The organism is Vibrio phycocola (assembly GCF_054404255.1).
This window is the reverse complement of sequence record NZ_JBTAMQ010000006.1, coordinates 34,041-47,165: the sequence shown is the minus strand read 5'-3', so window position 1 is coordinate 47,165 and position 13,125 is coordinate 34,041. Positions and strand designations below refer to the sequence as shown.

Below are 13,125 nucleotides of genomic sequence, written 5' to 3'. Positions count from 1 at the left end.
GGATCAAATAACTTTTGGTTCGAATTACGATCAAGTCAAAAAGCAAGGGACTCCCCTTATTTCTCGAACCCTTAACGCTTAGTCGATAAGACCAAGCGCTCTTTTAACTGGCTTAAAACTTTTACGATGTTGATCGATAACACCATACTGTTCTATAGCTGCAAAGTGCACTTTTGTTGGGTAACCTTTATGCGCTGCAAACCCAAATTGCGGATATAACTTATCTAACGCTTCCATTTCTTGGTCGCGCACGACTTTTGCTATAATAGAAGCCGCACTTATTTCAGCAACGCGTAAGTCCCCTTTTACCACAGCTTGACTGCGATATTGCCATTTTGGTGTTCTATTTCCATCAACCAACACATAATCAGGTTGAACGCTTAACCCTTCTACGGCCCGCTCCATTGCCACCATCGTTGCTTGGAGAATATTCAACTCATCAATTTCTTGTGGAGAGCAACGCCCAATCGCCCAAGCAATCGCTTTTTCTTGTATTTCAGGAAACAACGCCAAACGTTTCTTCTCAGACAATTTTTTTGAGTCCGTTAATCCTAGAATCGGGTTCAACGGATCAAGAATCACAGCAGCTGTGACCACGTCTCCCACTAAAGGTCCACGCCCTACTTCATCGACACCTGCAAATTGTTGGTAGGCTGGTGGATACTCAAAAGGCGGATAGTCTATCGTTACTTTCGCCACGGTTATTTCCCTATTAATTTGAGAACAGCTTGTGCGGCTTGTTGATCGGCATCTTTACGAATCAATTGATGCAATTCAGTAAACTTAGTCTGCAACTGTTGATTGTCGTTGGTTAATAGACGACTCACCTCAGAACTGAGATTATCAACTGTGCACTCTTCCAAAAGGTATTCTTTGACTAACTCTTCGTCGGCTAAAATATTCGGCAATGACACAAACTTAGTTTTGACTAAACGTTTAGCAAGAAAGGCCGTAACCGCGTTCACTTTATAGCCAACAACCATCGGACGATTCACCAACATACATTCAAGCGCGACGGTTCCGGAAGCCAATAACACAACATCAGATGCTGTAATTACCGTGCGAGCAGTATCATTTACTAAGGTAAATTCAAGTTCCGGGGCAAAGGTTTTCCATGCAAGTTCAAACTGTTCTCGGCGTTTTTGATTCACCAAAGCGACGACAAACCCTAAGTCTGGGTGCTGTTGGTGTAATTGCTGACATGTTTTAATAAACGGTTCACTCAGCATTTTCAACTCGCTGCCACGGCTTCCCGGGAGGACAGCAAGCCAGCGCTTACTAGAATCAAGGTTAAGCGCATCTTGAGCTTCTTTCTGATCTGAATGCAATGGAATGGCATCAGCTAACGTGTGACCGATAAACTCACACGGTACTTGAAAACGGTCATAAAACGCTTTTTCAAAGGGTAGGAAAGCCAGAACTAAATCTGTCGCCTTGGCTATTTTATAAATACGCTTTTGGCGCCAAGCCCATACTGAAGGACTCACATAATGCACCGTTTTTATACCTGAATCTTTAAGGTCTCGCTCTAATCTCAAATTAAAATCAGGCGCATCAATCCCTATAAATAAATCGGGAGGATTCTGAGTAAAATGTTCAATTAAGTCCGCTTTCACTTTAAACAAACGACGAATTCGCCCGAGAACTTCTACTAACCCCATGACCGACAATTCTTCCATGTCGAATAGAGATTTGCATCCTTGAGCCATCATCTTAGGCCCTCCGATACCAACAAATTCAGCATTTGGATATCGCTGTTTGATCGAACGAATTAACCCTTCTCCCAATACATCACCAGAGAGCTCTCCAGCGACGATGCCAATTTTAATTACTTCTGTTTGATTCATCTGTATACCCAGGAATATATCGTCGACAGTCAGAACTCTAAGTATCTATATCGTCTGTAACGGTTCGTATTTATCACGCTTATATAGGCGTAAAAATAACAAAAGACCGCCATCAAAGATAACGATCTTTATAAAAAACAGTACCAAGCACGATTAACGTATAATTCCGCGCTTAGATTGCTCTAGAAAATCTAAAAATATTTGAACTGATGGATACACTTTTGCTTCTACTGCAATTTCATCTTTTGCCGCTTCAAAGGTTAATCCATTTCGATATAGAGACTTATAAGCTCGTCGAATAGCATGAATTTCCGGCTTTTCGAAACCTCGACGCTTCAAGCCTTCGATATTGATACCAAAAGGTGCACAGTGATTTCCTTGAGCCATAACATATGGAGGAACATCTTGAACAACGATAGAACCACCACCTAACATAGCATGATCGCCTATTTGACAGAATTGATGCACTGCACTCATACCACCAACAATAGCTTGGTTACCGACTATTACGTGACCAGCTATCGCAGCATTGTTAGCAAAAATACAGCGGTCACCGACGATACAATCGTGTGCGATATGAACATTAATCATGAACAAGTTGTCATTACCGACTTGGGTAACACCAGAGTCTTGTATCGTGCCTCTGTGCATAGTGACACTTTCGCGAATCGTGTTTCTATCGCCAATGATAAGTTTCGTATCTTCACCTTTGTATTTTAGGTCTTGGCACTGCTCACCAATTGAGGCGAACTGAAAAATACGATTGTCTTTACCTATCGTTGTTGGGCCTTTTACGACCACATGAGACAGTAACTCAGTACCGTCACCAATTTCAACTTTACTATCGACCAGACAAAATGGACCTATCTTAACATTCGCCCCGATTACAGCGCCATCTTCGACAACTGCGGTAGGGTGAATTTGCGCACTTTCATGGATCATAATTAGAATTCTCTACGGGCACATTTCAATTCAGCTGAGCAGACGACTTCGCCATCGACCGTAGCCACACCATTAAATAAAGCGATCCCACGACGCTCTTTTAGAAATTCTACTTTGATAAATAGCTGATCGCCTGGTACCACTGGTTTTCTAAATTTAGCATTATCAATACTAGCAAAGTAATAAAGCTCGTTTTCAGATGGAGCTCCAAAAGATTTAAACGCAAGGAGCCCTGTTGCCTGCGCCATCGCTTCTAAAATTAGCACACCAGGGAAAATAGGGAGCTGCGGGAAATGACCTGTAAATTGGGGTTCATTTACTGAAACATTTTTTAAACCAATTAGATACTTACTTTCTTCGTAATCAGTTACACGATCAATCAATAAGAATGGATAACGGTGCGGTAATAAAGAACGAATTTCAGTTACGTTCATGGTCTTTTTTTCAGTAGTCAAAGTCATTTTCCTATACACTTCAATACAATATTATTTAACATTATAAACAAAAAAAGCTCGCAATTCGCGAACCTTTTTAATGATAAAGAAATTTTTATCTATTCTTCTTTATCGAACTCTTTTTGTATTACTTTTAACTGCTTATGCATTTCGTCAATTCGATGCACCCGAGCCGCCATTTTTCGCCACTCTTTATTAGTTTGAACTGGCACACCAGAGGAATATACGCCCTTTTCCTCTATGCTACGCATAACCATACTCATTCCTGTAATAGTTACACCATCAACTATATCAATATGGCCATTAATCACCGCGCCACCGCCAATAATACAATATTTACCAATTTTGGTACTGCCGGCAACAATGGTTCCACCAGCCATTGCACAGCCATATCCTATTTGAACATTGTGAGCTATCTGGATTTGATTATCGATAATAACATTGTCTTCAATAATCGTATCTTCTAGTGCGCCACGGTCAATCGTTGTTCCTGCACCGATCTCGACTCGATTACCGATTTTAACGGATCCAAGCTGAGGTATTTTTATCCACTCACCTTTTTCGTTTGCGTAACCAAAGCCATCAGAGCCGATAACCGTACCTGATTGAACTAAGCACGAATGTCCAATATCAACATTATGGTAAACCGTTACATTTGCCCATAAGCGGGTTCCACGGCCAAGCACTGCATTTTTTCCAATCACACAACCTGCGCCAATGACAACATCATCTGCAAGTGAAACACCAGACTCAATAACACTATTCGCTCCAATAGATACATTCGCACCAATAGATACGTCTCCTGCAATTACCGCCGACGAATGAACGCCATCACTCGCCATTGAAGGTGTAGTATCCAAAGCTTGAGCAAGTTTAGCAAAAGCCACATAAGGATCTGAAACCACTAAAGTGTTGCCGAGGCAGAGATCTTTTTGTTGCTCTTTAACCATAATCAGCGATGCATTACACTGCGCCAAAAATTTAGCATAACGAGGGTTAGACAAAAATGTCACTTCTCCCTCACCTGCTTTATCCATCGGAGCGACTGCATGAACTTCTAATTCATGATCCCCAAATAACTGACCACCGGTTAATGTGGCAATTTCTGCTAGCGTAATTTTCTTCATTGGAGTCTACTTTGCGTTATTTTATAGCTTTAATCACTTTGTCTGAGATATCAAACTCAGACTTAGCGTAACGAACGGCTTGAGCATCAATGATTAGGTCAAATTTTTCTTTATCAGCGACTTTATTGACCGCTTCACCAATAATCTTCGCTAACTTCTGGTTTTCTTCAGCTTCGCGCTTAGCAGATGCTTGTTTAAAAGCCTGACCTTTAATCTTATAGCTACTATCAAGTTGTCCCAACTCAATGCGTAATTGATCCACTTCTTCACGGCTCATCAATGAACTATCACGCTTTAGCTTTTCAGCCTTTGTCTTAATGTCATTTTCAATATTTTTTAGCTCTTGTGCACGATCTTTAAATTCTGCTTGAATTTTTTGCAGAGCAATTTCACGCTGAGGCAGGGCTTGAAATACTTTAGCTGTATTGACGTAGCCAATCTTTTGAGCCGCTTCAACAGCCATTGATGAAAGTGAAGCAGAGGCTAATGATAGCCCGATGACTAGTGCTTTAATTGATTTGTTCAAAATTATACCCTTATTGATTTTAGAACGTTTTACCAATAGTAAATGAGAAGAATTCTTCGTCATCACCAGTGTACTTCTTAATAGGCTCAGCTATAGAGAATACTAAAGGTCCCATTGGAGATATCCATTGCAAAGCGACACCAACCGATGAACGGTAATTTGTTGGGTCAGAAAAGTCATAATAATACTCATCACCATAATTGGCACTAATAGATGAGTAATCGTATTCGGTATCCCACACGCTTGCCGCATCAAAAAATACGCTCGTACGAATTTGACTTTGAGCTTCTTCAGACGCAAATGGTGTTGGTACGATCAATTCGATGCTAGCGTTGACAACGGCATTACCTCCGACAGAGTCATCACTTACATAAATTGAACCATTATTGCTGTCCGCATAACTTTGATATACCGCTCGAGGGCCCACAGAATTGGAGCCAAAGCCACGCAATGTGCTAAAACCTCCAGCATAATAGTTCTCATAGAATGGCAGCAAATTATCTTGTCCATCCGTTTGACCATACCCATTGCCATATCCCAATCGACTGCGTAGCAATAAAGCAAAATTGTGTTCTTCCGTCAACGGGAAGTACTGACGAACATCATATTGAAGCTTAAAGTATGCAGTGTCGGACCCTGGAGTGGTCATACTATAAGAGGCTCTTTGGTAATTACCTTCCGTAGGAAAGTAGCCTCTATTAAGGTTATTTCGCGTCCAATTGGCACTGATTGTAAAATCATTGGTAACTAAATCACCATCACTATTAATGTTACTTTCTTGTGCGACAAGAAAGTTCTCAACCTGAACGTAAGGCGATAAGTTACCAATTTTATTGTGTGTATAACCCAAACCAAACGAGAACCGATTAAGTTCATCAAATGGAAAACCCCACGTTAAACTTACGCCATAACTTTGGTTATTATAATCCACGATACCGGCTTCAGATGCTTCAAAATCATTGAAAAAGACTTTTCCGCCCAAACTTACTCCGTCAATAGTCCAGTATGGATCTGTATAATTTAACGATATGTTTTGCTGATAATCATTGGTCGTAGCACTAATGCCGACACTGTTTCCGGATCCTAAATAGTTATCTTGGCTAATCCCGACCTGGAAACTAACACCAGACTCAGTACCATATCCGATACCAAAGTTAAGACTTCCTGATTCGGTTTCCTTAACGCTGTAAATAATATCAACTTGGTCACTCGAGCCAGCAACTCTTTGAGTCTGAACATTCACAGTTTCAAAATAACCAAGTCTGTTAAGTCTCGTTTTACCTGTTTCAATGGCTTTTGCATTTAGCCACGTGCCTTCCATCTGACGCATTTCACGACGTAAAACTTCATCTTTGGTGTTAGTGTTACCCATAAAACGAATTTCGCGTACATAGATTCGATCACCTGCATCCAGATTAACCGCTAACGAAACCTCTTGTGTATCATCATTAAATTCAGGTTGAGTATGAACCTTCGGAAATGCATACCCTGCCTCTCCGAGCATCCGTTTGATATCTTCTTCGAGTGCTGTAACCTTGTACCCTTGGTAAATATCATTACTTTCAAACGGGACCAACTCCGAGAGCTCACGCTGTTTACCTATCAGTTCACCATTGAATGATACATTTTTCACCGTGTAAGGCTTGCCTTCGTCAATAGCAAGGGTGATGTAAACACCTTTTTTATCAGGGGAGACTGAGACTTGGGTTGAGGTTACGTTAAACTTAAGATACCCGCGGTCTAAATAATAAGACTTTAATTTTTCTAGATCCGCTGCGAGCACCTGCTTTTGGTACTTTTCATTTGATAAAATATTCCACCACGCGACATCGGAATTCAAATCGAATAAATCTAGCAACTTATCATCACTAAAGACTTGATTACCAATGAAGTTAATTTGTTGTATTTTTGCTGATACACCTTCAGAAAATACAAACTTTAAATCAGCACGATTACGAGGTAGAGGGGTCACAACAGCCTTAACTGTTGCGTTATATTTACCAACACTGTAATAAAAATCTTCTAGTGCCTTTTCAATATTGCTAAGTGCAGTGCGATCAAGTGCTTCGCCAACTTTAACATTAGAAGCTTCTAGATTCTGCTGTAATTGCTCATCCTGGATTGCCTTATTCCCAGAAAAGGTTACATCAGAAATTGTTGGGCGTTCCTGTACTCGAACCAATAACACGCCTTCATCACGATAAACATCAACTGACTCAAAATTCCCAGAGCCATAAAGTGCACGAATGGTATTGGCAACATCCTGAGAATCCATAGTATCGCCAATCCGGACAGGAATTTTCAATAATGCCGCACCTAAGGTAACGCGCTGTAAACCATCGAATTGAATATCCTTAACCACAAAAGCCTCTGCACCATAGGCTGAAAGACTTGTTGGGAGGCTGCTAAAAAGCAATGTGGCCAAAAGTAGCTTCTTTATCGTCATCGTTATTCTTATTGTTCCGTTATACAACATAGGTGTTGTAATGTTATTAAAGTCGTGCAAAATCGTTAAAAATCGCAATCGCCATCATCGAAAAGATAATTGCGCCACCGACACGATACCCCATTTCCTGAATGCGTTCTGAAACAGGTTTCTTTATTACTGCTTCAATAGCGAAGAACATTAAATGCCCGCCATCTAGCATAGGTAAAGGTACTAAATTAATAATTCCCAAATTAACACTAATTAAGGCTAAAAAGCTGAGAAAATAGACGACGCCGAACCCAGCAGTTGTACCAGCGCCTTTCGCAATAGAAATAGGTCCGCTTAAATTATTTAGCCCAATATCACCCGAGATTAGCTTACCCAACATTGTCGCGGTCAAATCAATTAGCTGCCCCGTTCTTTGAACAGCTTTATACATCGACTCAAGCGGTCCAAATTTCAAATCAATTTTATACTCTTCTGGCCACTCTGCCATTTTTGGTGCAATGCCAGCAAAGCCTATCACATCACCATTTGACAGTGTTCGGGCTCCTGGAGTGAGTAGTAATGTTCTACTCTGCCCATCTCGTTCAACAATCAAACTTAATGGTTTTTCAGGACTACCTCTGACGATATCGACAATTTCTTGCCATGTCTTAATTTCCACACCATCAATAGAGCGAATAATATCGCTCTCTAACAAACCAGCAAGATGAGCAGCGCCATCATCACTAACAAGCCCAAGCTCAGTAAATATTTCAGGGCTAAATGGAGTAAAACCTAAGGTTGTCATTGGAGATTCGGTTTCAGGGTCGAATTCCCAATCCGACAAGTTTACTTTTATCTCTTGTTCTGTTCCTATCAAATCATCTGATGACACAGTTAAACTGAGCTCTCTCTCACCAATGTGAGAAATAATTTCCATGTTAACCGATTCCCAGTCCGGTGTTCTGACGCCTGAAATTGCCTTTAGTTCCATCTTTGGCTCTAAACCAGCTTGAGCAACAATAGATTGAGGTGTGACTTCACCGATGACGGGTTTCACCGTCGAAATACCGATCAAATAAACCAGCCAAAGTACGAAGATAGCAAACAAGAAATTAAAGGCAGGTCCTGCCGCCACAATAGCAGCTCGTTTCCACAAAGGTTTACGATCAAAAGCTGAGTCAGAGAGTTCTTCTGGCACATCATCTACACGACCATCAAGCATCTTGACGTAACCACCTAATGGAATTAAAGCGATGGTATACTCAGTACCATCTTTACCTATTCGACGCCAAAGTGACTTACCAAAACCAATAGAAAAACGCTCGACCTTCACTCCACATTTACGGGCAACCCAATAGTGTCCGAACTCATGTACAGTAACTAATATACCAAGGGCGACAATAAACGATGCAAAGTTCCAAATTATACTGCTCATAGTGCTCGCTCTTTTACAACCAAATGGGCCAATGATCGACTTTCATTGTCCAGTGCTATCAAACTTTCCAATGATGTTACATCAACATTTTTATGTCCGTGAACTTTCGACAACACAACTTCACTAATAGTTGCAATATCGGTAAAACGAATTTTCCCTTTGAGAAACGCATCGACAGCAACTTCATTCGCGGCATTAAGGCTTGTCGTAGCATGTTGCCCGACAAAACACGCTTCCATAGCGAGTTTTAAACAAGGGTAACGTTTGTCGTCAATATCCATAAACGTCAGTTCGCTTAATTGAGTGAAATCGAGAGCCTTTACACCTGCATCGATTCTTTCTGGATATGACATAGTCAATGCAATCGGAGTAGCCATATCTGGCTCTCCCATTTGTGCGATCACAGAACCATCTCGATACTGAACCATAGAGTGAATAACGGATTGAGGATGAATTAATACTTTCAACTGTTCTTGGCTTGTATTGAAAAGCCATTTTGCTTCAATAAACTCCAGGCCCTTATTCATCATAGTTGCCGAATCAACTGAAATTTTTGGGCCCATAGACCAGTTTGGATGAGCGATAGCTTGGGCCGGAGTGACACTGGTCAACTCTTCAATATCGCTATAGCGGAATGGGCCACCAGAGCCTGTGAGTAATATATTAGAAATACCATGCTGCGCGAGTTGACAACGGCCAAGTGTTTGTTGAATTTCTGAAGGCAAGCACTGGAATATCGCGTTGTGTTCGCTATCAACGGGAAGCAGTTGCGCGTCATATTTTTCAACAGCATCAATAAAGAGTTGTCCGGACATTACCAATGCTTCTTTATTCGCGAGCAATACTCGTTTTCCTGCTTTTACCGCGGCCATAGTTGGCAATAAGCCCGCCGCACCTACAATGGCAGACATCACCATATCAACGTTATCTAACGCCGCTACATCACACATTGCTTGAGAGCCAAAAAGAACGTCAGTCGACAGCGACAAATGCGCGAGTTTATGGGTTAGCTGTTTTGCGGCCAGTTCATTCGACATTACCGCGTACTTAGGAGACCAAGCGGCACAAAGCTCAACCATTTTATCAACATTGTTACCAGCAACCAGTGCTTCAACTTTGTACTGTTCTGGGTTTTTTGCTATCACTCTTAATGTGCTAGCACCAATAGACCCTGTTGCTCCAAGGATTGTAATTCGACGCATAATACTCTCGGTTCAGTTAGCTAAGCAGGAAATAAAGGAAAGCAAATACTGGGAAAGCAGATGTTAAGCTATCGATTCTATCCAATATACCGCCATGGCCAGGAATCAAAGAACCGCTGTCTTTAATTCCAGAAACTCGTTTGAACATGCTTTCAACCAAATCACCTAATACCGATAAAACAACAGTCATTAGAATCGTTATAACCATAACAAGGTAATTTGAAAAATGGATATCAAACCAATGAGCAACAATCCAGCCAATGAAGACCGCAGCGACAACTCCACCAATTAGGCCTTCGATAGTTTTATTAGGGCTGACATTCGGTGCCATTTTACGTTTACCAAATCGGCGACCAGTAAAATAAGCAGCGCTATCAGCAGTCCAAACAACTAAGCAAACGAACAAAACAAGTTTGGCACCATGAGATGGGTCATTGTCCAAACCTTCTGAACGTAGCAAAACAACACTCCAGAAAAAGGGCAATAGAGTGAGAAGCCCAAATAAATGCTTAAGCGTTATTTTCTTCTCCCAACATCGAGAGGAGCTAGGAAAATTTAATGCTGCATAGCTTGCCCAAATCCACCAAATAACACCAATAGTAAGAAGTACTTGATGGAAAGCGGAAATTGAATGAGAAAAAGAGAGTTGGGGATAAGCAAAAATAACAAGTATCAATCCCAAGGCAGCACCAGGAATCATCGCCACTTTTCTTGAAGAACCACCAACAAACTGCGACCACTCCCAAAACCCTATCAAAGTTATTGCTGCAATAAAGGCGACAAAAGCGACAAAAGGCAGTTTAAAAATCCCCAAGATTATAAGAGGAGCAAGAACCAAGGCGGTAATTATTCGTTGTTTCAAATCCTAAACCTTTATTTTTTATCCATTAATGCTTTTACTTGGTCACCAGTGCAACCAAAACGCCTCTCTCGATTGACAAACCAAGTCACCGCTTCAACCAAATTATCTTCATCAAAATCAGGCCAATAAACATCTGTAAAGTAGAGTTCAGCATAGGCCATTTGCCAAAGCATAAAGTTACTGATCCGACGCTCTCCACCAGTACGAATAAGTAAATCGACTTCTGGTAGATCGCTCATCGTTAAGAACTGTTGTACCAACTCTTCACTTATTTCCGATGGCTGTATCTTCCCATCACTGACAAGAGCGGCAATTTGCTGTGTGGCCGAGGTAATATCCCACTTACCACCGTAATTTGCAGCGATATTCACAACCATCCCAGTATTGTCACTCGTCATTTGCTCTGCTTGGGCTATCTTAGCTTGAAGCTTGTCACTAAACCGAGATGTATTACCTATAACTCTCAAACGAAGGTTATTTTTATGGAGCTTTTTCACTTCGCTCGCAAGGACGGAAAGAAACAGCTCCATCAATACGCCCACTTCATCTTGTGGTCGTCGCCAATTTTCGCTGCTAAACGCAAATAGAGTTACAGCTTGAACTCCAAGCCTCGCAGAAGAAGCGATGGTTTTACGAACCGCTCTAACACCATTTTTATGGCCAAAGACACGAGGTTTACCTTTTTCTTTCGCCCAACGCCCATTACCATCCATAATAACGGCAATGTGTTTGGGAATAGCATCATCAGGTAACGATTGAACGTTTTGCATAAGGGACTTTTGAATAGATTGAATGGAATAGTAAAACAGCGCTGAGTTGTTTATACCAGCGCTGCCTCATATTAAAAATGAACTAAATTTCCATTAGCTCTTTTTCTTTTGCACTTAAGGCGTCATCGATTTTCTTAACCGCGATATCGGTTAATTTTTGAATTTCCTCTTGCGCTCTGCGATCTTCATCTTCAGAAATTTCTTTTTCTTTAAGTAACGCTTTAAAGTCACCGTTCGCATCACGACGTATGTTACGTACAGCAACTCGGCCACTTTCAGCTTCGCCACGAACAATTTTAACAAGGTCTTTACGACGTTCTTCAGTTAGCGCAGGAATTGGAACACGAATAACGGTACCGGCCGACATTGGATTTAAACCTAAATCTGATGCCATAATCGCTTTTTCTACTTTTGGCGTAAGCTCGCTATCAAAAACGGTAATCGTTAATGTACGTGCATCTTCTGCCATAACGTTTGCAACTTGGTTTAGAGGTGTAGAAGCACCGTAGTATTCAACTGAAATACCCGCTAGAAGACTTGGATGCGCACGGCCAGTTCGAACTTTCGACAAGCTGTTTTTCAGAGCATCGACGCTTTTATCCATGCGTTCTTGTGCATCATTTTTTATCTCATTAATCACTATGTCACCTTTATCTTATATCTATTTCTTGCTTATGCTGTCGCGCTCTTACTGATCACAGAGTGTTAATTACTCAGCAATCAAAGTGCCTTCAGCCTCACCCATAACGACTCGACGTAACGCACCTGGTTTATTCATATTAAAAACTCGAATCGGCATATTATGGTCACGAGCTAGAGTGAAAGCAGCTAAATCCATAACTTTCAATTCTTTATCAAGAACTTCATTATAACTCAGCTTATCACACAAAACGGCATCAGGGTTAGCAACAGGATCTGCGGTGTAAACACCATCAACTTTAGTTGCCTTTAAAACAATATCCGCTTCTATTTCGATACCACGTAAACAAGCCGCTGAGTCTGTCGTGAAAAATGGATTACCAGTCCCGGCAGAGAAAATAACAACACGACCTTGACGCAACTGACTAATAGCATCGGCCCAGTTGTAGTCATCACATACACCTTTAAGTTGAATCGCTGACATAACACGAGCATTCACATAGGCACGATGTAACGCATCTCGCATTGCTAGACCATTCATAACTGTTGCAAGCATACCCATATGGTCGCCAACAACACGGTTCATACCAGCTTGTGCTAGGCCGGCACCACGGAATAGATTTCCGCCACCAATCACCACACCGACTTGAACACCAAGTTCAACCAGTTCTTTAACTTCCTGTGCCATACGATCCAATATAGTTGGATCAATACCAAAACCTTCGTCGCCTTGTAATGCTTCGCCACTAAGTTTTAATAAAATACGTTGATATGTGGGTTTAGGATTCGTCGTCATGGAGTTTACCTTCAATTAAGAGAGTTGTTATTAACCGTCATGGATTGAATTTTTAGTACTGCGAACAAATTGCCAAGAGACAACGCTCGATTAAACAAAATTCGATGC

At 41.3% G+C, this 13,125-nt stretch carries 13 protein-coding genes; all 13 read right to left on the bottom strand.

Annotated features, from left to right (window positions below; genetic code table 11):
- Positions 1–78: 78 nt before the first annotated feature.
- The 13 genes from rnhB to pyrH all read right to left on the bottom strand — a co-directional run bounded on the left by rnhB (position 79) and on the right by pyrH (position 13,017).
- Positions 79–699: a ribonuclease HII gene (gene rnhB, locus ACXJY6_RS10215; protein ID WP_458768256.1), complete on the bottom strand. Its 621-nt coding sequence runs from the start codon at positions 697–699 to the stop codon at positions 79–81.
- 2 nt (positions 700–701) lie between these two features.
- Positions 702–1,847, bottom strand: a complete 1,146-nt coding sequence (gene lpxB / locus ACXJY6_RS10210; RefSeq protein ID WP_458768255.1) for a lipid-A-disaccharide synthase — start codon at positions 1,845–1,847, stop codon at positions 702–704.
- A gap of 153 nt (positions 1,848–2,000) precedes the next feature.
- On the bottom strand, positions 2,001–2,789 hold the full coding sequence (lpxA, locus tag ACXJY6_RS10205) for an acyl-ACP--UDP-N-acetylglucosamine O-acyltransferase (protein ID WP_456050729.1): 789 nt from the start codon (positions 2,787–2,789) through the stop codon (positions 2,001–2,003).
- A gap of 2 nt (positions 2,790–2,791) precedes the next feature.
- A complete protein-coding gene (gene fabZ, locus ACXJY6_RS10200; protein ID WP_456050794.1) occupies positions 2,792–3,223 on the bottom strand; it encodes a 3-hydroxyacyl-ACP dehydratase FabZ in 432 nt (143 codons plus the stop codon).
- A 119-nt stretch (positions 3,224–3,342) separates the two neighbouring features.
- Positions 3,343–4,371: a UDP-3-O-(3-hydroxymyristoyl)glucosamine N-acyltransferase gene (lpxD, locus tag ACXJY6_RS10195; RefSeq protein WP_456050728.1), complete on the bottom strand. Its 1,029-nt coding sequence runs from the start codon at positions 4,369–4,371 to the stop codon at positions 3,343–3,345.
- 16 nt (positions 4,372–4,387) lie between these two features.
- Positions 4,388–4,897: an OmpH family outer membrane protein gene (locus tag ACXJY6_RS10190; protein WP_456050727.1), complete on the bottom strand. Its 510-nt coding sequence runs from the start codon at positions 4,895–4,897 to the stop codon at positions 4,388–4,390.
- Positions 4,898–4,916: 19 nt separating this feature from the next.
- Entirely contained in the window at positions 4,917–7,343 is a 2,427-nt protein-coding gene (bamA, locus tag ACXJY6_RS10185; protein WP_458768254.1) for an outer membrane protein assembly factor BamA, read from the bottom strand.
- 46 nt (positions 7,344–7,389) lie between these two features.
- Entirely contained in the window at positions 7,390–8,748 is a 1,359-nt protein-coding gene (gene rseP, locus ACXJY6_RS10180; RefSeq protein WP_458768253.1) for a sigma E protease regulator RseP, read from the bottom strand.
- A complete protein-coding gene (ispC, locus tag ACXJY6_RS10175; RefSeq protein WP_458768252.1) occupies positions 8,745–9,950 on the bottom strand; it encodes a 1-deoxy-D-xylulose-5-phosphate reductoisomerase in 1,206 nt (401 codons plus the stop codon). Before ispC ends, rseP begins: the two co-directional genes overlap by 4 nt.
- A 16-nt stretch (positions 9,951–9,966) precedes the next feature.
- Positions 9,967–10,812 carry a phosphatidate cytidylyltransferase gene (locus tag ACXJY6_RS10170; protein WP_458768251.1) on the bottom strand — a complete coding sequence of 282 codons (846 nt, stop codon included), beginning with the start codon at positions 10,810–10,812 and terminating at the stop codon, positions 9,967–9,969.
- 11 nt (positions 10,813–10,823) lie between these two features.
- On the bottom strand, positions 10,824–11,582 hold the full coding sequence (locus tag ACXJY6_RS10165) for an undecaprenyl pyrophosphate synthase (protein WP_458768250.1): 759 nt from the start codon (positions 11,580–11,582) through the stop codon (positions 10,824–10,826).
- 82 nt (positions 11,583–11,664) lie between these two features.
- Positions 11,665–12,222, bottom strand: a complete 558-nt coding sequence (gene frr, locus ACXJY6_RS10160; RefSeq protein WP_458768249.1) for a ribosome recycling factor — start codon at positions 12,220–12,222, stop codon at positions 11,665–11,667.
- A 69-nt stretch (positions 12,223–12,291) separates the two neighbouring features.
- Complete coding sequence (pyrH, locus tag ACXJY6_RS10155) at positions 12,292–13,017, bottom strand: UMP kinase (RefSeq protein ID WP_456050720.1); 726 nt, start codon at positions 13,015–13,017, stop codon at positions 12,292–12,294.
- Positions 13,018–13,125: the final 108 nt, after the last annotated feature.

Coding starts and splice junctions, on each gene's coding strand:
- lpxB (WP_458768255.1), bottom strand. CDS start 1,847: ATGAATCAAACAGAAGTAATTAAAATTGGCATCGTCGCTGGAGAGCTC.
- lpxA (WP_456050729.1), bottom strand. CDS start 2,789: ATGATCCATGAAAGTGCGCAAATTCACCCTACCGCAGTTGTCGAAGAT.
- fabZ (WP_456050794.1), bottom strand. CDS start 3,223: ATGAACGTAACTGAAATTCGTTCTTTATTACCGCACCGTTATCCATTC.
- lpxD (WP_456050728.1), bottom strand. CDS start 4,371: ATGAAGAAAATTACGCTAGCAGAAATTGCCACATTAACCGGTGGTCAG.
- bamA (WP_458768254.1), bottom strand. CDS start 7,343: ATGACGATAAAGAAGCTACTTTTGGCCACATTGCTTTTTAGCAGCCTC.
- rseP (WP_458768253.1), bottom strand. CDS start 8,748: ATGAGCAGTATAATTTGGAACTTTGCATCGTTTATTGTCGCCCTTGGT.
- ispC (WP_458768252.1), bottom strand. CDS start 9,950: ATGCGTCGAATTACAATCCTTGGAGCAACAGGGTCTATTGGTGCTAGC.
- ACXJY6_RS10165 (WP_458768250.1), bottom strand. CDS start 11,582: ATGCAAAACGTTCAATCGTTACCTGATGATGCTATTCCCAAACACATT.
- pyrH (WP_456050720.1), bottom strand. CDS start 13,017: ATGACGACGAATCCTAAACCCACATATCAACGTATTTTATTAAAACTT.